We start from the raw sequence: 24990 nt of genomic DNA, 5'->3' as shown, positions 1-24990 counted from the left end.
TTATTCAAAATTTTACTTCCTTATGAAAAGGAGTCAAAACACAAGGGGCATAGGCCCGGAAAGGAGAACATCATGAACGAGCTTTGGTACAAGGTTCGCCGCGTAATCAGCGTCATGCTGGTGGTGGCGCTGTCCGTGACCACAGCGCCGGTGGGCGCATTCGCGGACGACGACATGGCGGCGGCCGCCCAGGTCCCCACAGCCGTCAGCGACAGCGCTGAACCCGCTGAGGAGCCTGAGGCATTAAACAACGAGGAGGTACCGCCTGCTTCCGGCGAGGCAGCGCCGCCCGCTTCCAGTGAGGCGACACCGCCCGCGGATGGCGAGGCGACACCGCCCGCGGATGGCGAGGCGACACCGCCTGCGGATGGCGAGGCAACGCCGCCTGCGGATGGCGAGGCAACGCCGCCTGCGGATGGCGAGGCAACGCCGCCTGCTTCCGGCGAGGCGACACCGCCTGCTTCCGGTGAGGCAGCGCCGCCTGCTTCCGGCGAGGCGACACCGCCTGCTTCCGGCGAGGCGACACCGCCTGCTTCCGGCGGGGCGACCGATCCTTCGGCGAAGGGGCCGGTAGAACCTGTCCCCGGTGAGCCGGAAGAGCAGATCTGGACGGTAATGGTGTATTACCTGTTTGAAGACGGCACCACAGCGCGGCCTGTGGACAGCCGCCAGTATGTGGCGGGCGAGGCGTATTCCTTTGACGTGCCTGCCATCCCGGGTTACACAACGCTGCTGGACGGTGAAGCGTTCAGCGCGTCGCAGATCACCGGAACCGCCAGCGCGGACGTAAGCTATGTGGTTACATACGTGGCGGGCATGGTGAACTATACCGTGCTGCACAAATACGAGAACCTGGACGGCTCCTTTGAAGAAGTCCGGGAAGAGAAGCAGGGCCTGGTGGGCGCTGACACAGAGTCTGCTCCGGTGAACCGGGAAGGCTTTACCGCGCAGCCCTATGCCGAGACGACCATCGCGGCAGACGGCACCACGGTCGTGACCATCAGCTATCTGCGCAATACCCAGTACCTGAACTATCAGACCAGCGGCGGAAGCTACGTTGCCCGTCAGGAGGGCAAGTATGGCGCAACGGTGGACGTGACGGACGAACAGCCCGTGCGCAACGGCTTCTCCTTTGAGGGCTGGTATCTGGACGAAGGTCTCAACACACCGGCGGGCGCCACGGTCACGCTGAACGGCGATGTGACCCTGTACGCCAAATGGGCCGGCGAAGAAGTGGACTATACGGTCATCTATTGGCTGGAAAATGCCGATGATGACGATTATTCCTACTATAAAACGGTGACCGGCCGGCGCGCCACGGCAGGCGAGCAGGTACAGCTCACCCAGCACGACGTGGAGAGCATCCAGCATTTTACCTTTGAGCGCTCCGACGCCGTGACCGTCAAGGCCGACGGCTCCTCCATCGTCAATGTGTATTATTCCCGTAACGAGTATACGCTGACGTTCCAGGTGAACCAGGGCAGCTGGTTGAGGCCGAAATGGACTACTGTCGCCACCATCAAGGCCAAGTATGATGCAAACATCGCGGACAAATGGCCCATCGTGGGCGACGACGGCACTCTGTACAATTCCGGCTGGGTCTGGGAAGATACCGGACACACATACGAGTACATCCTGGCGACCATTGAAAAAATGCCCGGCACCAACGTGACTTTCCGTGGCGAAAAGCGCAACGCGTATAACACGATCTATTATTATGTAGAGACGCTGCCCGGCCAGCACGGTGACACCACATTCAACGGAAAGAACTTCACGCTGTACAAAACCGTTCCCACCGGCATCAACTACCTGACGTATGACGAGGAGTTCCATCCCATTCAGGGCTTCGACCGCTACGGCTCCTACCCTGCATTCCAATACGACGGAAGTTGCGACTTCAGAGGAGGAAAGGCCTCTCTGTACTATTCGCGCAACAGCTATGACCTGACGTTCTACAACTACAACGGCGTGGATAAGACGACCCAGCTGCTGTATCAGGCCAGCCTGAGCGATCAGAACTACACGCCGAACCGTCCTTCCTCTCTGCCGGAGTACTACACCTTCCAGGGCTGGTACACCACAGAGGCCTGCCTGCCCGGAACGCAGGTGGATTTCGGCAGTGCGACCATGCCGGCCGGCGACCTGATCGTCTATGCCAAGTGGGCGGCGCCGGTCTATACGGTGTCCTTCGACTCCAACGGCGGTACCCCCGTGGAGGCGCAGGAGGTAGAAGGCGGCAAAACGGCTTCCCGTCCGGCGGACCCCATTCGTGAGGGTTACATCTTCGCGGGCTGGTACGAGGACGCCGGCTTCGCAGGCAGCAGTTATGACTTCGAGGGCAAGCCCGTCAGCGCGGACATCACGCTGCACGCCAAGTGGGTGCCGGTCACAGTGACCAGCTACACGGTGCGTTATCTCATCAAAGATACCGACGAGGCTTTGTTTGACGAAGTTGTGCGCCCGGGCAATGTGGGCGCCGCTGTGTTTGCCAATGCCAAGAGCCACAGCGATTATGTGGCCGATGCACTGTCCAAATCCATCAAACTGGAAGCGGCTGCATCTCAGAACGTCATCACGTTCTGGTACAGCAAACCCAGCGATTTGGGCTATACCGTAAAATTTGTGGATGAAGAGGGCGCGCTTCTGGCAGAATATGCCGGCACCCCCGTGTCCAGCACGCAGATCGTGGTTCGCGCCAGCGACTACACCATTCCTGCGGGCTATCAGGTCACGAATCCCTTCTATACGCTGCGCCTGCAGGGCGACGAAAGCCTGAACGTGGCGACTTTCGTGTGCAAACTGCAGGAGTATCAGATTACGTACCACCTGGACGGCGGCTCGGCGGAAAACCCCACCAGCTATACCGTCAAGTCCGACAACATCACGCTGAACAATCCCACACGGGATCATTATGAGTTCATCGGCTGGAGCGGCACGGGTCTGACCGGCAGCGACAATATGACGGTTACCATCCCCACAGGCAGCACCGGTGACCGCAGCTATACGGCTCATTGGAAACGCTCCACTTTCAACATCACCTATGCGGCCGATGCAAACGGCAGCGTCAGCCCCACGTCTGAAACCGTCAACGCGGGCGAGGACGCCGTGGGCTCTAAGGCCACTCCGGCAACCGGCTACCAGTTCACGAACTGGACCAACGAAGCGGGCGACGTGGTCAGCGAAAGCGCGACCTTTGCGCCGCAGGACGTTCTGGCCGATGCCACCTATACCGCACACTTTGCACCCAAGGATTATCAGGTCGTCTACAGCTGGACGGGCGCTCCCGAAAGCGCGACCCTGCCTGAAAACCAGACGGTGAAATTCAACGCATCCTACACGATCGATACCACTTACACCAGCGCGACCGTCGTGTACACCTACGATGCGTACAACAACATCAACGGCCAGTACACCTTCAGCGGCTGGACCGATCCCAACGACGGTGTCATGACCACCGAGGGCGTGACCGTCACCGGCACCTGGACCTTCGAAGAAGTGGCGGTTGCCAAGCACGACGTGAACTACAGCTGGAACGGCGACGTTCCCGAGACCGCGACTCTGCCCGAGTCCATCATTGGCCTGGCGAAGAACCAGCCCTACACGATCGACTCCACCTACACCAGCGCGACCATCGTGTACACCTACGATGCGTACAACAACATCAACGGCCAGTACACCTTCTCCGGCTGGACCGATCCCAACGACGGCCTCATGGGCGAGAGCAATGTGACCGTCAGCGGCACCTGGACCTTCGAAGAAGTGGCGGTTGCCGAGTACGACGTGAACTACAGCTGGGATGGCGACGTTCCCGAGACCGCGACTCTGCCCGAGTCCATCACCGGCCTGGCGAAGAACCAGCCCTATGAGATTGACACGACTTACACCAGCGCGACCATCGTGTACACCTACGATGCGTACAACAACATCAACGGTCAGTACACCTTCTCCGGCTGGACCGATCCCAACGACGGCATCATGGGCGAGAGCAATGTGACCGTCACCGGCACCTGGACCTTCGAAGAAGTGGCGGTTGCCAAGCACGACGTGAACTACAGCTGGGACGGCGACGTTCCCACAACCGCGACTCTGCCCGAGTCCATCATCGGCCTGGCGAAGAACCAGCCCTATGAGATTGACACCACTTACACCAGTGAGACCGTCGTGGAGACCACGGATGCCTATGGCAACGTAAATGGCCGCTACACCTTCTCCGGCTGGACCGATCCCAACGACGGCATCATGGGCGAGAGCAATGTGACCGTCACCGGCACCTGGACCTTCGAAGAAGTGGCGGTTGCCAAGCACGACGTGAACTACAGCTGGGACGGCGACGTTCCCACAACCGCGACTCTGCCCGAGTCCATCATCGGCCTGGCGAAGAACCAGCCCTATGAGATTGACACCACTTACACCAGTGAGACCGTCGTGGAGACCACGGATGCCTATGGCAACGTAAATGGCCGCTACACCTTCTCCGGCTGGACCGATCCCAACAGCGGCATCATGGGCGAGAGCAACGTGACCGTCAGCGGCACCTGGACCTTCGAAGAAGTGGCGGTTGCCAAGCACGACGTGAACTACAGCTGGAACGGCGACGTTCCCGCCACTGAGAATCTGCCCGAGTCCATCATTGGCCTGGCGAAGAACCAGCCCTATGAGATTGACACGACCTACACCAGCGCGACCATCGTGTACACCTACGATGCGTACAACAACATCAACGGTCAGTACACCTTCTCCGGCTGGACCGATCCCAACAATGGCCTCATGGGCGAGAGCAATGTGACCGTCACCGGCACCTGGACCTTCGAAGAAGTGGCGGTTGCCAAGTACGACGTGAACTACAGCTGGGATGGCGACGTTCCCGAGACCGCGACTCTGCCCGAGTCCATCATCGGCCTGGCGAAGAACCAGCCCTATGAGATTGACACGACCTACACCAGCGCGACCATCGTGTACACCTACGATGCGTACAACAACATCAACGGTCAGTACACCTTCTCCGGCTGGACCGATCCCAACGACGGCGTCATGGACGAGAGCGATGTGACCGTCAGCGGCACCTGGACCTTCGAAGAAGTGGCGGTTGCCAAGTACGACGTGAACTACAGCTGGGATGGCGACGTTCCCGAGACCGCGACTCTGCCCGAGTCCATCACCGGCCTGGCGAAGAACCAGCCCTATGAGATTGACACCACTTACACCAGTGAGACCGTCGTAGAGACCACGGATGCCTATGGCAACGTGAATGGCCGCTACACCTTCAGCGGCTGGACCGATCCCAACAACGGCTTCATGGGCGAGAGCAACGTGACCGTCACCGGCACCTGGACCTTCGAAGAAGTGGCAGTTGCCAAGTATGACGTGAACTACAGCTGGGACGGCGACGTTCCCACAACCGAGACTCTGCCCGAGTCCATCATTGGCCTGGCGAAGAACCAGCCCTACACGATCGATACCACTTACACCAGTGAGACCGTCGTAGAGACCACGGATGCCTATGGCAACGTGAATGGCCGCTACACCTTCAGCGGCTGGACCGATCCCAACAACGGCTTCATGGGCGAGAGCAACGTGACCGTCACCGGCACCTGGACCTTCGAAGAAGTGGCAGTTGCCAAGTATGACGTGAACTACAGCTGGGACGGCGACGTTCCCACAACCGAGACTCTGCCCGAGTCCATCATTGGCCTGGCGAAGAACCAGCCCTATGAGATTGACACCACTTACACCAGTGAGACCGTCGTAGAGACCACGGATGCCTATGGCAACGTGAATGGCCGCTACACCTTCAGCGGCTGGACCGATCCCAACAACGGCGTCATGGACGAGAGCGATGTGACCGTCAGCGGCACCTGGACCTTCGAAGAAGTGGAAGTTGCCAAGTACGACGTGAACTACAGCTGGGACGGCGACGTTCCCACAACCGAGACTCTGCCCGAGTCCATCATTGGCCTGGCGAAGAACCAGCCCTATGAGATTGACACGGCTTACACCAGTGAGACCGTCGTAGAGACCACGGATGCCTATGGCAACGTGAATGGCCGCTACACCTTCAGCGGCTGGACCGATCCCAACAGCGGCGTCATGGGCGAAAGCAATGTGACCGTCAGAGGCACCTGGACCTTCGAAGACGTGGCAGTTGCGGAATACACCATCACTTACATGCTGGATGGCGCTTTCTATGCCTCTGAGACAAAGGTTTACAACCAGCCCATCAGCTTGATGGCGAATCCGGCAGACCGCGAAGGCTACACCTTCTCCGGCTGGACCGTCGAGGAATATCCCGATGGACTGCCCGCAACCATGCCCGCAGAGAGTCTGGTCGTGGTTGGTTCCTTCACGGTGAACAATTACGATTACACCGTCAATCACATTTATCTGAACCGCGAGGGCGTAGAGGTCGACCGTGATCCGGAGAGCGGAAACGCTGCTTATGGCACGACGATCACCTACAGCCAGCGTCTGGTGTACCAAAATCAGACGTACCTCTTCAACAGCGACGATGGCCCCAAGACCATCGGCATCGATCCGGCGCAGAATGTTCTGAATGTCTACTATGACATCGACGTTCTGGTAGATCCGGATAAAGATCCGGATGAAGACCCGGACAACGGCGACCAGATCCCCGATAAGTTCCAGGTGGTCGTGAACTACGAAGCGGCCAACGGCACTCCGGCCATCGGCAGCGAAGTGCTGACGCTGACCGACGAGAACGGCGTCTACAGCGAGACCGGCACAGCCCAGGCCAGCATGCCCGAAGTGACGGCAGCCGAAGGCTACACCTGGTACGACACCAACTGGTATGCGGATAACGCATACACCACCGTGGCAAACGCCACCGTCACCGCTGACACCACCTTCTACGCATACTGCGACGAAGACGGCAACGGCGACAGCATCCCCGAGAAGTTCCAGGTAACGGTCACCTACGTAGCAGAGAACGGCACTCCGGCCATCGGCAGCGAACTGCTGAACCTGGTCGATGAGAACGGCGTCTACAGCGAGACCGGCACAGCCCAGGCCAGCATGCCCGAAGTGACGGCAGCCGAAGGCTACACCTGGTACGACAAAAACTGGTACACTGATGATACCTACACCACCGTGGCAAACGCCACCGTCACCGCGGACACCACCTTCCACGCATACTGCGATGAAGACGACAACGGCGACAACATCCCCGAGAAGTTCCAGGTAACGGTCACCTACGTAGCAGAGAACGGCACTCCGGCCATCGGCAGCGAACTGCTGAACCTGGTCGATGAGAACGGCGTCTACAGCGAGACCGGCACCGCCCAGGCCAGCATGCCCGAAGTGACGGCAGCCGAAGGCTACACCTGGTACGACAAAAACTGGTACACCGATGATACCTACAGCACCGTGGCCAACGCCACCGTCACCGCTGACACCACCTTCTACGCATACTGCGACGAAGACGACAACGGCGACAACATTCCCGAGAAGTTCCAGGTAACGGTCACCTACGTAGCAGAGAACGGCACTCCGGCCATCGGCAGCGAACTGCTGAACCTGGTCGATGAGAACGGCGTCTACAGCGAGACCGGCACCGCTCAGGCCAGCATGCCCGAAGTGACGGCAGCCGAAGGCTACACCTGGTACGACACCAACTGGTATGCGGATAACGCATACACCACCGTGGCAAACGCCACCGTCACCGCTGACACCACCTTCTACGCATACTGCGACGAAGACGACAACGGCGACAACATCCCCGAGAAGTTCCAGGTAACGGTCACCTACGTAGCAGAGAACGGCACTCCGGCCATCGGCAGCGAACTGCTGAACCTGGTCGATGAGAACGGCAACTACAGCGAGACCGGCACAGCTCAGGCCAGCATGCCCGAAGTGACGGCAGCCGAAGGCTACACCTGGTACGACAAAAACTGGTACACTGATGATACCTACACCACCGTGGCAAACGCCACCGTCACCGCGGACACCACCTTCTACGCATACTGCGACGAAGACGACAACGGCGACAACATTCCCGAGAAGTTCCAGGTAACGGTCACCTACGTAGCAGAGAACGGCACTCCGGCCATCGGCAGCGAACTGCTGAACCTGGTCGATGAGAACGGCGTCTACAGCGAGACCGGCACAGCTCAGGCCAGCATGCCCGAAGTGACGGCAGCCGAAGGCTACACCTGGTACGACAAAAACTGGTACACCGATGATACCTACACCACCGTGGCCAACGCCACTGTCACCGCTGACACCACCTTCTACGCATACTGCGACGAAGACGACAACGGCGACAACATTCCCGAGAAGTTCCAGGTAACGGTCACCTACGTAGCAGAGAACGGCACTCCGGCCATCGGCAGCGAACTGCTGAACCTGGTCGATGAGAACGGCGTCTACAGCGAGACCGGCACAGCTCAGGCCAGCATGCCCGAAGTGACGGCAGCCGAAGGCTACACCTGGTACGACAAAAACTGGTATGCGGATAACGCATACACCACCGTGGCAAACGCCACCGTCACCGCTGACGCCACCTTCTACGCATACTGCGACACCGACGTTCTGGTCGACCCGGGCAAGGATCCGGACGGCGACCCGGACAACGGCGACCAGATCCCCGATAAGTTCCAGGTGGTCGTGAACTACGAAGCAGCCAACGGCACTCCCGCCATCAGCAGCGAAGTGCTGACGCTGACCGACGAGAACGGCAACTACAGCGAGACCGGTACAGCCCAGGCCAGCATGCCCGAAGTGACGGCAGCCGAAGGCTACACCTGGTACGACAAAAACTGGTACACCGATGATACCTACACCACTGTGGCCAACGCCACCGTCACCGCTGACACCACCTTCTACGCATACTGCGACGAAGACGACAACGGCGACAACATTCCCGAGAAGTTCCAGGTAACGGTCACCTACGTAGCAGAGAACGGCACTCCGGCCATCGGCAGCGAACTGCTGAACCTGGTCGATGAGAACGGCGTCTACAGCGAGACCGGCACCGCCCAGGCCAGCATGCCCGAAGTGACGGCAGCCGAAGGCTACACCTGGTACGACAAAAACTGGTACACCGATGATACCTACACCACCGTGGCCAACGCCACTGTCACCGCTGACACCACCTTCTACGCATACTGCGACGAAGACGACAACGGCGACAACATCCCCGAGAAGTTCCAGGTAACGGTCACCTACGTAGCAGAGAACGGTACTCCGGCCATCGGCAGCGAACTGCTGAACTTGGTCGACGAGAACGGCAACTACAGCGAGACCGGCACGGCTCAGGCGACGCTGCCCAGCGTGACCGCAGCCGAAGGCTACACCTGGTACGACACCAACTGGTACACCGATGACACTTACACCACTGTGGCCAACGCCACCGTCACCGCTGACGCCACCTTCTACGCATACTGCGACGAAGACGACAACGGCGACAACATCCCCGAGAAGTTCCAGGTAACGGTCACCTACGTAGCAGAGAACGGCACTCCGGCCATCGGCAGCGAACTGCTGAACCTGGTCGATGAGAACGGCGTCTACAGCGAGACCGGTACGGCCCAGGCCAGCATGCCCGAAGTGACGGCAGCCGAAGGCTACACCTGGTACGACAAAAACTGGTACACCGATGATACCTACAGCACTGTGGCCAACGCCACTGTCACCGCGGACACCACCTTCTACGCATACTGCGACACCGACGTTCTGGTCGACCCGGGCAAGGATCCGGACGGCAACCCGGACAACGGCGACGGAATCCCCGATTCCAAGCAAGTCATCGTGACCTTTGAAGCGATCAACGGCGTGGTGCGGCCGAAGGGCGGCACAGACGCCGACAATGCAAAGAGCATCAGCACCGTGGTCACCCTGCTGGATGAGAACGGCATGCCCGCAGCGAACGGCACTGGCTACCTGACCGATGCGCAGATCCCCGAAGCTCTGTCCAACATGGGCTATGACGGCGACAGCGCGGTATGGACTCCCGAGACCCCGACGACGACCTACGGCATTACGAAGACCATGACCTTTGTGGTGGACTTCAGCGCCAACGGCACGCCGGTGACCCCGCCGGATGAAGGCGGCGAGACCCCGACCACCCCGACCACTCCCACCACCCCGGTAACGCCGGGCACGGAGGAGCCGGAGGAACCCGCTGAGGAGACCCCGGCCGAAGAGGAGCTGGAGGACGAAGAGGCTCCGCTGGCTTCCGGTGAAGAGGGCGAGGAGATCGCGGACGAAGAGGCTCCGCTGGCAGCACCTGCGGGCGCAGCCTGGGCCCTGCTGAACCTGATCCTGGCCATCCTGACCGCTCTGGGCAGCGTGCTGCTGCTGATCGGTTACATCGGCAAAAAGAAGAAAGAAGAAGAGAATGAGAACGGCGAAAACGTCGAGTACACCGTCAAGAAGAAAGGTGTCTGGCGTGTGCTCAGCCTGATCCCGGGCATTGGCGCCATCGTGGCGTTCATCCTGACCGAGAACATGCGCAACCCGATGGTCTTCACCGACCGCTGGACCCTGCTGATGGTCATCATCGCAGTCATCCAGGTCATCGTGGCGATTCTGGCAAAGAAAGAAAAAGAAGAGCCCGACGATCGTGAAGCCCAGGCCTAAGACATTCTTTTCAACACACACCTGAAAAAGACCCGGCCCCGAAGCACCTGCTTCGGGGCCGGGTTTTGTTTGTGTGCAGAGGCGCCTGGTTTTGGCCGGCACCCGACACAGGAACCGGAAAAACGCGCCCGTCCGCGCAAAAAACGGACCGTCTGCGCCCGGGGGCACAAACGGTCCGTTGTTTTATCAATGCCGGTCAGAACGTCTCCATCAGTTCCAGAGCCGTGCGCAGCAGGTTGGCGCGCACCCCGTGGCGGCGGTCCCAGCCGCGGGCGTCCCAGGCGGCGCCGCTCACATCGTCCCCGGCGTACAGCAGCTGCGCCAGCGGCAGGTCGTAATAGCGGGATACCGCGAAAAACGCCGCCGCTTCCATCTCCACCGCCAGACAGCCCTCTTCCCGCCGGCGCCGCACCAGAGCGGGCGTCTCCCGGTACAGCGCGTCGGTGGTCCAGGTGAGGCCCGGCGTGTAGGGAATGCCCAGCCGGTCCAGCCCGGCGCAAAGGTCCGCCAGCGCCCCCGGATGGCATTCCACGGTGCGGGCAGGGGGCAGGTAATGGTAGGACGTGCCCTCGTCCCGCAGCGCGGCGGTGGGCACAAAGATTTCGCCCGCGCGGGAATTCTCCCGCAAAGCGCCCGCACCGCCGCACACCAGAAAGCGGCTGCACCCCATGGCGTGCAGCTCTTCGATGGTGCAGGCCGCGCCCGGCGCCGTGGAGAAGGGCATGGTCACGCACACGTCGCCGCCGTCCCCGTACACGGTCAGGTCCAGCACTTCGGCGTGCAGCTGCCCGATGGGCCGCAGCCCCCGCTGGCGCACCAGCTGCTCCAGCTCTGTGCGGAAAAAGGTAATAACGCATTTGGGCGGAAGTGTTTTGCTGAGAAAATCCCCGGGGCGGATGAGTGCGTCCCGGTCTGTGTCAAATTCGCACACAGGAGATGGGTGTTCTAAAATCATGGTGATTCTCCTTGCAAAAAGCCGCCCGCGCCCGTGGCGCGAACGGCTGCTGTCGATGGTTTCAGGGTTGCTTTCCCAGATAGGCCAGAATGCCGCCGTCCACATACAGAATGTGCCCGTTCACAAAATTGGACGCATCCGAGGCCAGAAACACCACCGGCCCCGCCAGATCGTCCGGCTGGCCCCACCGGCCCGCCGGCGTGCGGCCCCGAAGAAAGGCGTCAAAGGGATGCATGCTGCCGTCCGGCCCCGGCTGGCGCAAGGGCGCGGTCTGGGACGTGGCGATGTACCCCGGCCCGATGCCGTTGCACTGAATGTTATAGGCCCCGTATTCGGCGGCGATGTTTTTGGTGAGCATCTTCAGCCCGCCCTTGGCCGCCGCGTAGGCGCTGACCGTCTCCCGGCCCACCTCGCTCATCAGGGAACAGACGTTGATGATCTTGCCGTGGCCCCGGCGCACCATGCCCGGCAGCACTTCCCGGGCCATGAGAAAGGGAGCCACCAGGTCCACGTCCACCACCCGGCGGAAATCCGCCGCCTCCATGCGGCACAGCTCGGTGCGCTGAATGACGCCCGCATTGTTGACCAGAATATCGATGGGCCCCGCCTCGGCTTCCGCCTGCCGGACCAGGCGGCGCACCTGCGCTTCGTCGGTCACGTCCGCCACATAGCCCCGGGCCTCAACGCCCGCGTCCCGATAGGCGCGCACGCCCTCGTCCCGGTGGTCGGCCCGGCTGCTGTTGAACACCAGCGCCGCCCCGGCCCGGGCCAGCGCCAGCCCCATGGAAAACCCGATGCCGTGGGCGCCGCCGGTCACCAGCGCGGTGCGCCCGCGCAGAGAAAACAGTTCATCCATACAAAAAACCTCTATTGTTCGTCGTTTTTGGTCAGCGCCGTCTCCACGCTGAAGCGGAACGAGGCCACAAACGCCTGGGTGGAAAAGTCCTGATAACCGCCGGTGTACCACACGGGCGCGTGGCGGCACAAGCCGGCAAATGCCTCGGCCCACACGTCCGCCAGGCCGAACACATAGGCGTAGGGCAGCGCCGTGTAAAAGCAGTCGGGGTTTTCTTCCAGAAGGTCCGTCAGCTGGTCCCGGGGCGGGTTCTCCAGATACCGGAACAGCCCCAGAAGACGGGTGCAGGCCACCCGGTGGTAGTCGGTGGGGCGGGCCAGCAGCGGCGCCAGCAGGCACCCGGCCAGCACCAGCAGAAAGCTGGGCACCGTGAGCCACAGCGGCGTGGAGCAGCCCAGCGCGCACACCGCGCCGCCCACCCCGGCCAGAATGCCCAGCACCGCCCCGGCCCCGGCCCACAGGACCCGGGCCCCGGTGCGCAGGAAGTGCCAGCGGCGGAAAGCCGTGTGCATCAGGAATGCCAGCATCACCAGCGGCACGCAGGCGGCCAGCGCCCAGCCCACCCCGGCACGGGACAGACCCAGAAACAGCGCCAGACACCCCGCAAAGGGCACCAGCAGAGAGTGCACCAGCGTCTGGGGCTGGTACAGCCGGCGCTCGCCGGAGAAGGATTCGGCCAGCTGCTCCTTGGCCTGCTCCAGCCGGGCGGCAAACCCGTCGTCCGGCCGGGTCAGATGGCACAGCGCCGCGCCATCTGGGAACAGCGCTTCAAACAGGGTGCGCTCCCACACGGGGGCGTCCGCGGGCAGGTCCCGGCGGCGGGTCAGCACCAGCGGCGTCTGCTCGGGGTCGCTGCCGTCCCATTCGTCGCTGGACACCGTCACAAGGCCCCGGCGCGCAAACACCAGGATCAGCGACAGCAGGTCCCGGTCGTCGGCCTCGCCGTCCATGAGAAAGCCCGCCTGCGCGCTGGAAAGGTCCTGGGGCACCGCAAAGGCCGCCCCGGCCCGCAGCGTTCCGCGCAGCCCGCCCAGCGCCCGGGCCAGCACCACCAGCCCGCTGAGCGCCGCCAGCGCCAGAAACACCCACACGGCCGCGGGGGTGTTTTCCACCGCGTCCCGGCCCACGCCGGCCGCCAGAGCAAAACAAACCATCTCTTTCATGAAGGCACCCTCTTTCTTTTGCCCACAGTATAGCATATTTTGCCGCCGGGTTGCAAAGTTTTGCAAAATCAAGTATCATTATCTCTGGCTTCTTATTTTCAATCACAAGGAGAACGTCATGATTGCATTGCTGAAAAAATATTTCTGGGTCCTGTTCGTGTCCATGGCCCCCATTGTCGAGCTGCGCGGCGCGGTGCCCATCGGCGTGGGCATGGGCTTGCCGCTGGTGCCCACTTACCTGGTGGCGGTGCTGGGCAACATGCTGCCGGTGCCCATCATTCTGTTGTTCGCAAAGCGGGTGCTGCTGTGGTGCACCACCTGGCCCGGCGCACTGGGCCGCTTTTTCACCAAGATCTATGAAAAAGGCGTCAAGGCCGGCGATAAAATGCAGGAAAAGGCGGGCCGGGGCATCTACTGGGCGCTGTACCTGTTCGTGGCCATTCCGCTGCCCGGCACCGGCGCCTGGACGGGCTGCCTGGCGGCCACGCTGCTGGATTTGAAGTTCTGGCCCAGCGTGGCGGCCGTGCTGGGAGGCGTCATGACCGCGGGGCTCATCATGCTGCTGGGGTCCATGGGCCTGTTCGGCGCACTGAGCTTTCTGTTCTGAAAAAACGGCATGGCACCGGCCATGCCGCTTTTTTTCTGCGGCAAAACTTTTTTGAAAAATGTTGAAGAAAACCGCGCCCTTCAGCCGTTACATATACGAAGGGCAGCGAAAAGGTGGTGAGCGCGGCAAGCGGCGATGAACAATGAACAATTTACGCACATGGTGCAGCAGTACGAGCGGCTGGTCTACACCATCTGCTACCAATTCACCAAAGACCACCAGCTGGCCGAAGATCTGGCCCAGGAGACCTTCCTGGCCGCGTACAGCCACCGCGACGACTGCCCTGCCGACAACTACAAGCCGTGGCTGGCCCGCATCGCCACCAACAAGGCCAAGGATTATTTGAAAAGCGCCTATCACCGACGGGTGCAGGCCGCCGAGGACGACGCCATGGCCGTGCTGGCCGCGCCGCCCGGCACCGGCCCCGAGGATGTGACCATCGACCGGGACAGCGCCCTGCGCATCGAGCACGAGATCCGGGCGCTGAAAGAACCATACCACATGGTGTCGGTGCTGTATTTTCTGGAAGAGAACAGCATCGACGAGATCGCCCGCCGGCTGGAACGGCCGCCCAAGACCGTTCACACCCAGCTGTACCGGGCCAAACAACTTTTGAAAAACGCATTGGAAAGGGGGAAGGGCTGACATGGAACTGTTTTTGGAAAACGGGCATCTGACCGACGAAGCCCTGCACGCCTCATTGGAAGGCACTTTGGACGAGATGGGGCGGCTGGAAGTGGCCGAACATCTGAGCTTCTGCGACAGCTGCCTTTTGCGCTACACAGCGCTGCTGGAAGACGACGTCCTGCTGGAGCCGGAACATCCGCTGACGCCGGGCGTGCTGGAGCGCATCCGCCGCCGGGTGGTGCGCGTGTTCTTCAACCGGTACGCCGCCGCGGCGGCCGCCGTGGTGCTGGCCGTGACCTTCTGGAGCACGGGTCTGTTCCGGGACATCAGCACCATCCGCACCCGGGACCCCGAACCGCCCGCGTCCCAGTCCCAGCAGGTGGAAATGCCTGCCGCCGCACGGGTGAACGCCTTCTTCCGCACGGCTTCCTATCACTTGAACCAGGGTTTTGCCGACCTGTTCCATCAATAAGGAGAGAATCGCTATGAATCGTAAAAATGGATTTTGGACCTTCTGCTTTGCCTTCATCCCCGGCGGGGGCCAGATGTACCAGGGGTATATGAAGCGGGGCCTGTCCCTGATGAGCATGTTCATGTTCGTCATCTTCCTGTCGGCCTTTCTGGGCATGGGCCTGCTGAGCCTGATGCTGCCCGTCATCTGGGCCTATTCCTTCTTCGACACCTTCAACATCCATAGCCAAACCCCCGAGCAGGCCGCCCAGAACCCCGACGATTATCTCATTGACGTCAGCGGCCTCATGGGCGAAAACGGCCGCCGCCTGCTGTCCCGCCGCCACAAGCTGATCGGCTGGGGACTGGTGGTGCTGGGCGTGTACGCGCTGTACGCCAACTTTGTGCGCCCGGCTTTGTGGAACGCCGTGTACGCCTACGACCTGACCTGGCTGCAGTGGCTGCTGGACAGCCTGTCCACGCTGGTGGTGGCCGTGCTGCTGGTGGTGCTGGGCGTGTACCTGCTGAAGGGCGGCCCGGCCCGGCAGAACCCGGACGAGGACTACACCGCCTTTAAGGGAGGCGAGGAGCAATGAGCGAACAGGAACTGTGCAGCGCCCCCGTGGAACAGACGCCGCCCCCCGCACCCCCCGCGCCCCGGCCCGTGCGCCGGGTGGGCACCACCACCATGGGTCTGGTGCTGGTGGTGGCGGGCATCGCCATCACCGCGGGCATGCTGAACCCGGACCTGGACTTCTCGCTGCTGTGCAAACTGTCGCCGCTGGTGCTGGTGGCCCTGGGCGTGGAAGTGCTCATCGCCGCCTGTACGGCCCGGCAGGCAAAGCTGAAATACGACGTCCTGTCCATGTTTGTGTGTGCGTTTCTCATCATCGCCGCCCTGTGCGGGACCGCCGCCGCGCCGATGCTGGAGTATGTGGGCCCGGCCCGTCAGAAGGCGGTCCGCCAGCTGGAAGACCAGTGGACCGACCAGGTGCTGGACAGCCTGCGCGGTCAGGAGAACGTGCTGGACGTGAGCTGCTGGCTGTACGCGGACGATTGGTCCACCACCGCCGAGATCCAGCGGGACGGCTTTGACGTCGTTTCCAACGCCCATATACATGTGACCCTGCTGGGCGATTACGCCGACGAGGCATCCTTTGCCGAGGCCTGCGCCCCGGTGGTGGAAGCACTGCGGGACACCTCGGTCGAGGCCCCGACGCTGGAGATCCACTGGAACGGCGCGGGCACCTTTTTCGATCTGTATCTGGACACACCCTTTGCCTGGCAGCAGACCGACCTGACCCCTTACGTCAGCGGCGGAAATTTTGAACAAGCCGGGTAAAACCCCTGTAAAAAACCGGAAAAGCGGTTGTGATTTTTGCCCCGGAATGCTACACTAAAAACGGTATTTGAGAAAAAGAGGTGTGCATTTGTGGGTATTTTGAAGGGGTATTCCAAGGAAGAAAAAAGCTGGATGATGTACGACTGGGCCAACAGCGCCCACTCGGTGATCGTGGTCACCATCCTGCCCATTTTCTTCAACACCATCGCCACCGAGCGGGGCATGAGCCTGTGGGGCTTTGCCACCAGCGCGGCCATGCTCATCGTGGCGCTGCTGGCACCCATTCTGGGCGCATTCGGCGATTTTAAGGGCTACCGCAAAAAACTGTTCTTTGTGTTTATGCTGCTGGGCGCGGCCTCCTGCGCGTTTCTGGCGCTCACGCCGCTGATGGACCTGTCCACCCCCGAGCACATGGAGACGGTGGCCATGCTCATCCTGGTGCTGTACATCGTCAGCACCATCGGCTTTGCCGGGGCCAATTTGTATTACGACAGCTTTTTGAACGACGTCACCACCCCCGAGCGCATGGACAAGGTGTCCACCATGGGCTACGGCCTGGGCTACATCGGCGGGTCCACCATTCCGCTGCTGCTGTTCTTGCTGCTGGTGGGTGCCTTCGGGGTGGACATGATGTCCGCCATGTCCTTCGCCTTCGGGCTGACGGCCGTGTGGTGGTTTGTGTTCAGCCTGCCGCTATTGAAAAACGTGGAGCAGAAAAGCTATCAGGAAAAGGACCCGCACCCCGTGCGCAGCAGCCTGAAAAAGCTGGCCGGCACCGCCCGGGAGATCTACGCCCATAAAAACATGTTCGTGTACCTCATCGCCTATTTCTTCTACATCGACGGCGTGAACACGGTCATCCACATGTCCACCAGCTACGGCGACACCCTGGGGCTGGACTCCACCAAAATGCTGCTGGCGCTGCTGCTGGTGCAGGTGCTGGGCCTGCCCTTCTGCCTGCTGTACATCAAACTGGCGGACAAGTTCGGCGCCCGGTTCATGGTGGGCGTGGGCATCGGCGTGTACTGCTTCATCACGGTGTTTGCCTTCTTCATCAGCAAGGAATGGCACTTCTGGGTGCTGGCCATTCTGGTGGCCACCAGCCAGGGCGGCATTCAGGCCCTCAGCCGCAGCATGTTCGGCAAGATCATTCCGGACAAAAAGCGCACCGGCGAGTTCTTCGGCTTCTACGACATCTTCGGCAAGTTCTCGGCCATCATCGGCCCCACGCTGGTGGGCATCACCTCTTCGCTGGCGTACGACGTCATCCACAGCGCCAATCCCGCCCTGTCGGCCGAGGCCGTGGAGGCACAGGCCGCGCCCTGGGGCGTGCTCAGCATTCTCATCGTCTTCCTCATCGGCGGCTTCACGTACTTTTTCGTGCTGCCGAAATATCTGAAAAAGGACTGATCCCATGCCCGAGGCATATACGCATATCCGCATCGCCCGGGCGGCCCAGCAGCGCGCCGCCCAGCCGGTGCCCAGCCAGAACGCCTTTGAAATGGGCGCCCAGGGGCCGGACCCTCTGTTCGCCTACAAGGTGCTTTCCCGCCACAAACCCTTTGACCTGGCGGGCCTGGGCGACCGCATGCACGAAGAGCAGTGCGGCGCCTTTCTGCGCAGTCTGGTGTTCCGGGCCTTCACATCGGCCCAGCGCAGCTATGTGATGGGCTTTCTCACCCATTACGCCGCCGACGCCACCCTGCATCCCTACGTGGCGGCGCAAACCGCGCCGGGCGGCGTGTTCGCCCGGCCCTACGGCCACGGCTTCTGCGAAGTGGCCATGGACAGCTGGTTCCATCAAACCGATCAGGGCAGCCCCGCCGTCCCGGCGGACACGGCGGCCCCGCCCCTGTACACGGCCCAGCTGGCCGAAGTCACCGAGCTGCTGCACGCCTGCATTCTGGAGGTGTACGGGCAGGACATCACCCGGGAAGCGCTGGCCGATGCCTTTCACGACTTCCGCTGGCTGCACGGGCTGTTCTGTTCGCCCCGGGGCGGCCGGCGCGCGCTGGTCACCCTGGCGGAAACGCTGGTGCTGCACAAGCCCGGCTGGGGCCGTTCGCACATGACCCCGGCCAAACTCCCCCGGGACGGTTTTCCCGCCCGCTGGCACGACCCCTATACCGACCAGGACCGGGAGGAAGACCCGGCCCAGCTGGCCGACCGGGCCGCGAACCTGGCGGCCGAGTATCTGCGGGAGGCCAGCGGCTACTGGCAGGGCCTGGGCAGCAAGGAGCGGCTGGCCCAAAAGCTGGGGGACCGCAGCTATACCACGGGCCTGCTGAGCCGGCCGGCCCCGGAGGAAGACGCCCATGAAGCCTGAAAAAACGCCCGAAAAACAAGCCGGGTCCCATTCCATGCTGGCCTTGGGCCTGTGTTTCGGGGTAGCGCTGGGCACGGCCTGGGACAATCTGGCCCTGGGCCTGTGCGTGGGTCTGCTGCTGGGCACCGCCCTGGAAAACGTTCGGAAATAAACACGCAAAGGAACATCCGCGCCCCCGGCTTGCCCTGCCGGGGGCGCTGTGTTATACTGAAAGAAATCTGTTTCATCAGGAGGGCGCTTCGCCGTGCATCGTCCCATCTAAAACCGGAAGACGCCTGGTCCGGTCCCGCCGGGTGCGGGGCCGTGCTTTGCTGTATCTGCGTTTTGGAAAGGATGATTTTTTTATGCAACGTTCTCAACGGGGCGTGGCGGCGCTGTGCCTGACGGCGTTTTTGCAGGGCATGGTGTTCTACGCGCCGGTAGCCGCATTGTACCGCACCCAGGCGGGCATCAGCCTGGGGCAGATCGCCCTCATCGAAAGCATCTCCTGGCTGGTGGTGCTGGCGCTGGAGATCCCCTGGGGCCTGTTCACGGCCCGGGTGGGGTACCGGGCGTCGCTGCTGGTGTGCTGCGGGCTGTACTTTGTCTCCAAGCTGGTGTTCTGGCGGGCGGACTCCTTCGGCGATTTTCTGGCCGAGCGCCTGCTGCTGTCCGCGGTGGTGGCCGGCCTGTCCGGCTGCGACAGCGCCTGCGTGTGCCTGTGCGCGGGCGGGCAATCCCAGCGGGCCCTGGGCTTTTACGAGGCCGCGGGCATCGCCGGGCTGCTGGCAGCCAGCGTGGTGTTCGCACTGTTTTTGGGCCAGAACTACCGTCTGGCCGCGCTTTTGACCGCCGTCAGCTACGGGCTGGCCGCGCTGGCGGCACTGGCGCTGCCCGCTCTGCCCGCGCCGCCCCGGCAAAGCGCCCGCGCCCAGCTGGCGGCGCTGGCCGCGCAGCTGCGGGCCGCACCCCGGTTCGCGCTGTTTCTGGTGGCCGGGGCGCTGCTGGCCGAGGTGTGCCAGTTTTCCACCGTGTTTTTAAGCCAGCTTCTCTGGGCGGACCGGGGCTTCGGGCCCGGCGCCCTCACCGTCGCCTATCTGGCGCTCACCGCCGCGGGCCTGTGCGCCGGCGGCTCCCACCGGGTCACCGGCCTGCTGGGGCCCCGCCGTCTGGGCCGGATGTGCTTTGGCACCGCCGCCGTGTGCTGCGCGGGCCTGGCGCTGGGGCCCGGCCCGGTGCTGTGCACCGTGTTCCTGCTGGCGCTGCAGCTGGCCGCCGGAGTCTACCGCCCCTGGGAGCTGTCCCGCCAGAACGCCTGCGCTTTGCGCTGGGGCCCGCCCAGCGTGATGCTGTCGGGCTATTCCATGGTGTCGGGGCTGGTGTCCGGCGCGGTGAACGCCGGCATGTCCCGGGCCGCCGACGTGTCCCTGTCGCTGGTGCTGGCCTGCTGCGCGGGCCTGTGCTGTGCCGGTGCGGTGCTGTTCGAAGCGGGCTTTCGCGCCCAATCCACCCAATAAAAGGAGAATCGACCCATGAATCCTCGTTTGAATGTGACCCAGAAAACCTACTACGCCTTGGGCGTGCTGGCCTCGGTGCTGAACCTGGCGGGCGGCGCGCTGTACCTGGCGGGCATCTACGCGGCGCTGCTGTTCAACATCGCCTCGTTTCTGGCCGGCGCCATGATGCTCATGACCGGCGCCTGCGCCGGGGTGAAAAGCCTGACCGGCCGCCTCAGCCTGCTGGCGGCGGCGCTGGTGGTGTTTTCCCTGATGGGCGGCGTGCCCGCCAAACTGGGCGGCGCGCTGGCCTGGCCCTGCTTTGCCGCGCCCTACTGGAAAAAGGGCGAGCCGCTGCACACCATGGTGTTCCTGACCTTCCTGGCCGGGGGCGTGCAGCTGGTGTTCAGCTTTGTGGCCCTGCCCGCGGCCCTGAAAGCCTGCCTGGCCGTGGTGTTTGCCGCCGTGCAGCTGGTGCTGGCCTATCTGCTGTACTGCGACCAGCGGGACAACGCCGCATAACCCTTCTTCCCCCCGCATAGAAATAGGGACAAGGAGGGAATGTTTTGCGCTTTTTGAAATCGCTTTTGTGTGCCGCCGTGTGCTGCGCGGTGCTGGCCGGGTGCGCTGCGCCCGCCGGGTCTGACAGCTCCCGGCCGGACTTCACCGGCGTGCCCGAAAACTGGCGCGCCACCGCCGACGAATCCGTGGCCCCGGCCGATTACCGGGCCGTGTGGATCAGCTATCTGGAATGGCCTTTGCTGGACACCTCTTCGTCCGACGCCTTCACCGCGTCCGTGGGCGCGCTGCTGGACAACTGTAAAGGTCTTGGCCTGAACACCGTCATTGTGCAGGTGCGCCCCTTTGCGGACGCCATCTATCCCAGCACCCTGTTCCCCTGGAGCCATCTGGTCACCGGCGTGCAGGGGCAGGCGCCGGACTTTGACCCCCTGGCCATTTTTGTATCCGAAGCCCATGCCCGGGACCTGTCCATCGAGGCGTGGTTCAACCCCTACCGGGTGTCGCTCAACGACCAGATGCCCCCGGCCCTGGCTCAGTCGGGCCTGACCGCCACCCATCCCGAATGGGTGAAAGAGGCCGCGGGCGGGCTGTATCTGGACCCTTCCCGTCAGGACGTGATGGATTACATCTGCGCCGGCGTGGACGAGGTGGTGCGCAATTACCAGGTGGACGGGGTTCAGTTTGACGACTATTTTTATCCCACCACCGAGGAAAGTTTCGACCTGGCCGAGTTCCAGGCCTCCGGCACCACCCTCTCGCTGGAGGACTGGCGGCGGGACAATGTGAACCGCCTGGTGCAGCAGGTGTACCAGACCGTGCACACCGCCGCTCAGGACACGGGCCGCACGCTGCGGTTCGGAATTAGTCCTCAGGGGAATAATGATAATAATCATAACACGCAGTATAGTGACGTGGGCCTGTGGATGTCCACGCCGGGGTATGTGGATTACGTGATGCCCCAGGTGTATTGGGGGTTTGACTACCGGCTGCAAAGCGGGTCGGACCAGTACGCCTTTGCCAACATCGTCAACCAGTGGGCGGCCATGCCCCGGGCGGAAGGGGTGTCGCTGTACTTCGGGCTGGGGGCCTACCGCATCGGGGACGGCGACGGCTCGTCCGCGCCCAGCGGGGAGTGGACCAGCGGCCGCAATCTGGCGGACATGGCCCGGTCACTGGCGAAGAACGGGTACGGCTACAGCCTGTACCGGTACGCCAGCCTGTTTGCCAACAGTGCCTGGCCGGACCTGGCGGCCGCGGAGTGCGCGGCACTGCGCCAGGCCAACGGCGTGTAAATCAAAAAAAGGCCCCCGTTCCGCGGAACGGGGGTCGCTTGTTTGGTCTGTTGAAAGGGGCCGTCAGCCCACAAATTTGGAGCCGTTCCACTCTTTGCAGCGGATGCCCCGGGCGCGCAGCGCTTCGCACAGCTTGGCGCCGTTTTTGCCGGTGCCGGGGTTTTCGGCCTCGTCGTAGTGATACGGGATCACCAGACCCGGCGCGCGGCTCATCTGCGCGATCTGGTCGGGCACGGTCTGCTCGAACCCGGGCATGTTCCACACGCCGTCGCAGCAAACGAACAGCACGTCGCAGCGGATGTCGTCGTCCAGCACGTCGGTGTCGCCGGACAGATACCACCGCACGCCGCCGAACTCCAGCAGCAGGCCGAAGCCGAACCCTTCGGGGTGGTGTTTGTTCTCCGCCACCAGAGGCGTGACCATGGCGCCGCACTCAAACACCACAGTGGGGGACAGGCTGGTCACGGTGGTGATGTAATCGGGGTCGATCTCAAAGTCCGACTGCAGAAGCCGGCTCACCTCGGCGGTGGTGGCAAAGCAGGTGTCCTCTTTTTTCACGCGGGCGATGTCTTGCGGCGAATAGTGGTCGCCATGGCTGTGGGTGATGATGACGAGGTCCGCGTCCTGGGGGCGGTCTTCCAGCCCGTACGGGTCCACATAGATCACTACATCGTCTTTTTCAAAACAGACACAGCCGTGCTTCACAAAACGCACAAGTTGAAGGGGGTCCATAAAACAGCTCCTTATTTTTTGTTTGTATATTTTTTAAAATGTAGTATAATAGGCATGATATCGTTTCAGCCTACATGTGTACAATCACCATTGTAGCGAGTTTTTGCTAAAAAGTCAAAGACCGGAGGAAATATTTGGATGAAAACCAGTAAGAAACGTATTTTGGCATTTGTGTGCGCAGTGTGCGCGCTGGCTGCGTGCCTGTCGCTGACCGCCTGCTCCAGCGAGGCGGCCCCTGCGGAAGAAGACGACAGCATTGCCGAGACGGACCTTCTTCAGGCCGAGGCGGGCGGTTCCATCACCCTGCCGGAAGGTCTTTCCATGCCCGAGGAAAACAGCGCGTTTGTGACGCAGCTCAGCGGCGATACGCTGGCGGGCGCCTTTAAAAACGCCACGTCCAACTACAAGACCACAGGCTACTTCACCACCAACGGTTCCATCACCGTAACGGTCAGCGGCGAGCTGTTCACCGACGGTGTGGACACCCAGTGGAAGGACGCCACCTTCTCCCTGTGGAAGCAGGGCGACGAGACCACCCAGTACGTCAGCACCGTCCACTGGACGGCGGACGGCACCACCCAGACCTACACCTTCACCGGTCTGGAGCCGGGGGTCCCCTACCGGGTGGCCTTCACCTACAGCGACGTGTATCAGTACAAGCTGTCGGCCACGTTCAACATCACGGGCATCGTCAGCGAGACGGACAGCGAGGATTTGGATCTGAACGAGGAATAATATGAGCGACTGGAAGCGGATGAAATGGCTGCCCGTGGGCGCGGGGGCGCTGTTGTGTGTGCTGGGCCTGGCCTCGCTGCTGTGGCCGGCGGCGCTGGTGCGACTTCTGCCCATTCTCATCGGGCTGGCCGTGCTGGTGCTGGGCACCGCCGAGATCGCCTACCGCCTGGCCATGCGCGCCGCGGGCGACGGGGGCGGCCCTCCGCTGCTGCAGGGGGCGGCGGCCCTGGCCGTGGGCCTGGTGCTGCTGCTGAACCGGGACGTGTCCATGGTGTTCATGGGCCTGGTGCTGGGGTTGTGGGCCCTGGTCAGCGCCGGGTTTCGCATCCGGGCGCTGGTGCGCCTGCGCCGGGCGGGTCTGCCCTGGGGCAGCGTGGCGCTGGACGCGGGCCTGAAACTGGTGCTGGCGGTGTTCATGCTGGTGCGCCCGGTAAAAACCATGACCCTGTGGGCGCAGCTGGTGGGGGTGTTCTTCCTCATCATCGGTGTGTCGGTCATTGTGTCCGCGCTGTACTTTGACCGCGCCTTCCACGACAGAGACGACTTCTGAGCCTGCGGGCCCCGCTTCGGCGGGGCCTTTTGCGTTTTTTTGTCGTGCATCGCCCTTTTCCTTGATTTGGCCCGCCGGCCATGCTATGATGAACCCAAGAGAGGAGAGATGCCCATGCCACGCATGGTGGAACAGAAGATCCGGTCCGCGGTGCCGCTGTACCTGGCGGCCGGGGCCTTTCTGGCAGCGTCGGCGCTGCTGCCCATCTATCAGTGGTGGGCCATCGTCCTGGCGGGGGTGCTGGCCGCCGGGGTGTATTGGGTCGCCGACAAAAAGATCCCGCCCCGCACGGTGCTGGTGGAGCAGCCGTACCAAACCGGCAGCCAGGACCTGGACGAGCTTCTGGCCCAGGCCCAGGCCCGGCTGGATCAGCTGCATACGCTGAATGAGCGCATCCCCGACGCGGCGCTCAGCGCGGCCATTCTGCGCATGGAAAACGCGGGTGCGGCCATTCTGGAAAAGCTGTCCGCCGAGCCGGAGAAAGCCCGCAGCGCCCGGCGCTTTCTGGCCTATTACCTGCCCACCGCCGTAAAGGTGCTCACCGCTTACGCGGATTTGGAAGCCGCCGGCGCCGACGGCGAGAACGCCCGGGCCCTGGCCGCCCAGGTGGAGCAGAACGCCGGCACCATCGCCCGCGCCTTTGAAGCCCAGCTGGACAGCCTGTTCGCCGGGCAGGTGCTGGATGTCTCCACGGATTTGGAAGTGCTGGAGGCCATGGCAAAAAGCGACGGCCTGACCGACGGCCCCCAACTGACCCTGTAAAAC

Annotated in this window: 19 protein-coding genes; 15 read left to right on the top strand and 4 right to left on the bottom strand. The window is 62.5% G+C overall.

The window, feature by feature from the left end:
- Positions 1-72: 72 nt before the first annotated feature.
- Positions 73-10593 carry an SHIRT domain-containing protein gene (locus ACKTS9_RS08570; protein WP_407880173.1) on the top strand — a complete coding sequence of 3507 codons (10521 nt, stop codon included), beginning with the start codon at positions 73-75 and terminating at the stop codon, positions 10591-10593.
- A 196-nt stretch (positions 10594-10789) separates the two neighbouring features.
- On the opposite strand, the gene ACKTS9_RS08565 is transcribed toward ACKTS9_RS08570, so the two are convergent.
- The 3 genes from ACKTS9_RS08565 to ACKTS9_RS08555 form a co-directional block, all read right to left on the bottom strand.
- Positions 10790-11548 (bottom strand): nucleoside phosphorylase, encoded by a 759-nt coding sequence (locus tag ACKTS9_RS08565; protein WP_407880171.1) that lies wholly within the window; start codon positions 11546-11548, stop codon positions 10790-10792.
- 61 nt (positions 11549-11609) lie between these two features.
- The gene (locus tag ACKTS9_RS08560; protein ID WP_407880168.1) at positions 11610-12404 is read right to left on the bottom strand and encodes a gluconate 5-dehydrogenase; all 795 of its coding nucleotides are present in this window, start codon (positions 12402-12404) and stop codon (positions 11610-11612) included.
- A gap of 11 nt (positions 12405-12415) precedes the next feature.
- The gene (locus ACKTS9_RS08555; RefSeq protein ID WP_349216911.1) at positions 12416-13567 is read right to left on the bottom strand and encodes a DUF2207 family protein; all 1152 of its coding nucleotides are present in this window, start codon (positions 13565-13567) and stop codon (positions 12416-12418) included.
- Between the two features lie 118 nt (positions 13568-13685).
- Between ACKTS9_RS08555 and ACKTS9_RS08550 the strand changes: the two genes are divergently transcribed.
- The 11 genes from ACKTS9_RS08550 to ACKTS9_RS08500 all read left to right on the top strand — a co-directional run bounded on the left by ACKTS9_RS08550 (position 13686) and on the right by ACKTS9_RS08500 (position 22208).
- On the top strand, positions 13686-14174 hold the full coding sequence (locus ACKTS9_RS08550) for a COG2426 family protein (RefSeq protein WP_349216910.1): 489 nt from the start codon (positions 13686-13688) through the stop codon (positions 14172-14174).
- Positions 14175-14309: 135 nt separating this feature from the next.
- Positions 14310-14819, top strand: a complete 510-nt coding sequence (locus tag ACKTS9_RS08545; RefSeq protein ID WP_349216909.1) for an RNA polymerase sigma factor — start codon at positions 14310-14312, stop codon at positions 14817-14819.
- 1 nt (position 14820) lies between these two features.
- Positions 14821-15273, top strand: coding sequence for a zf-HC2 domain-containing protein (locus ACKTS9_RS08540; RefSeq protein ID WP_407880165.1), 453 nt, complete (start codon positions 14821-14823; stop codon positions 15271-15273).
- Positions 15274-15286: 13 nt separating this feature from the next.
- Positions 15287-15847: a hypothetical protein gene (locus ACKTS9_RS08535; RefSeq protein WP_349216907.1), complete on the top strand. Its 561-nt coding sequence runs from the start codon at positions 15287-15289 to the stop codon at positions 15845-15847.
- Positions 15844-16593, top strand: coding sequence for a hypothetical protein (locus ACKTS9_RS08530; RefSeq protein ID WP_407880163.1), 750 nt, complete (start codon positions 15844-15846; stop codon positions 16591-16593). The genes ACKTS9_RS08535 and ACKTS9_RS08530 overlap by 4 nt, the downstream gene beginning before the upstream one ends.
- A 90-nt stretch (positions 16594-16683) precedes the next feature.
- A complete protein-coding gene (locus ACKTS9_RS08525) occupies positions 16684-18003 on the top strand; it encodes an MFS transporter (RefSeq protein ID WP_349216905.1) in 1320 nt (439 codons plus the stop codon).
- Between the two features lie 4 nt (positions 18004-18007).
- Complete coding sequence (locus tag ACKTS9_RS08520; protein WP_349216904.1) at positions 18008-18919, top strand: zinc dependent phospholipase C family protein; 912 nt, start codon at positions 18008-18010, stop codon at positions 18917-18919.
- Positions 18909-19070 (top strand): hypothetical protein, encoded by a 162-nt coding sequence (locus tag ACKTS9_RS08515; RefSeq protein ID WP_349216903.1) that lies wholly within the window; start codon positions 18909-18911, stop codon positions 19068-19070. The genes ACKTS9_RS08520 and ACKTS9_RS08515 overlap by 11 nt, the downstream gene beginning before the upstream one ends.
- Positions 19071-19263: 193 nt before the next feature.
- A complete protein-coding gene (locus ACKTS9_RS08510) occupies positions 19264-20415 on the top strand; it encodes an MFS transporter (protein WP_349216902.1) in 1152 nt (383 codons plus the stop codon).
- Between the two features lie 15 nt (positions 20416-20430).
- Positions 20431-20916 carry a hypothetical protein gene (locus ACKTS9_RS08505; protein ID WP_349216900.1) on the top strand — a complete coding sequence of 162 codons (486 nt, stop codon included), beginning with the start codon at positions 20431-20433 and terminating at the stop codon, positions 20914-20916.
- A 44-nt stretch (positions 20917-20960) separates the two neighbouring features.
- Complete coding sequence (locus tag ACKTS9_RS08500) at positions 20961-22208, top strand: glycoside hydrolase family 10 protein (protein WP_407880159.1); 1248 nt, start codon at positions 20961-20963, stop codon at positions 22206-22208.
- A gap of 63 nt (positions 22209-22271) precedes the next feature.
- Here the strand turns inward: ACKTS9_RS08500 and ACKTS9_RS08495 are convergent, their stop codons facing one another.
- Positions 22272-22940: an MBL fold metallo-hydrolase gene (locus ACKTS9_RS08495; protein ID WP_407880157.1), complete on the bottom strand. Its 669-nt coding sequence runs from the start codon at positions 22938-22940 to the stop codon at positions 22272-22274.
- A gap of 138 nt (positions 22941-23078) precedes the next feature.
- On the opposite strand from ACKTS9_RS08495, the gene ACKTS9_RS08490 reads away from it, so the two are divergent.
- The 3 genes from ACKTS9_RS08490 (at position 23079) to ACKTS9_RS08480 (ending at position 24987) form a co-directional block, all read left to right on the top strand.
- Complete coding sequence (locus ACKTS9_RS08490; RefSeq protein WP_349216897.1) at positions 23079-23675, top strand: hypothetical protein; 597 nt, start codon at positions 23079-23081, stop codon at positions 23673-23675.
- A gap of 1 nt (position 23676) precedes the next feature.
- Positions 23677-24225, top strand: coding sequence for an HdeD family acid-resistance protein (locus tag ACKTS9_RS08485; RefSeq protein ID WP_349216896.1), 549 nt, complete (start codon positions 23677-23679; stop codon positions 24223-24225).
- A 114-nt stretch (positions 24226-24339) separates the two neighbouring features.
- Complete coding sequence (locus ACKTS9_RS08480; RefSeq protein WP_407880154.1) at positions 24340-24987, top strand: 5-bromo-4-chloroindolyl phosphate hydrolysis family protein; 648 nt, start codon at positions 24340-24342, stop codon at positions 24985-24987.
- Positions 24988-24990 lie beyond the last annotated feature (3 nt).

The organism is Owariibacterium komagatae (assembly GCF_045865535.1).
Classification (GTDB): domain Bacteria; phylum Bacillota; class Clostridia; order Oscillospirales; family Ruminococcaceae; genus Ruthenibacterium; species Ruthenibacterium komagatae.
Note: the sequence above shows the minus strand (reverse complement) of the source record. Positions and strands in the feature narration are given on the sequence as shown.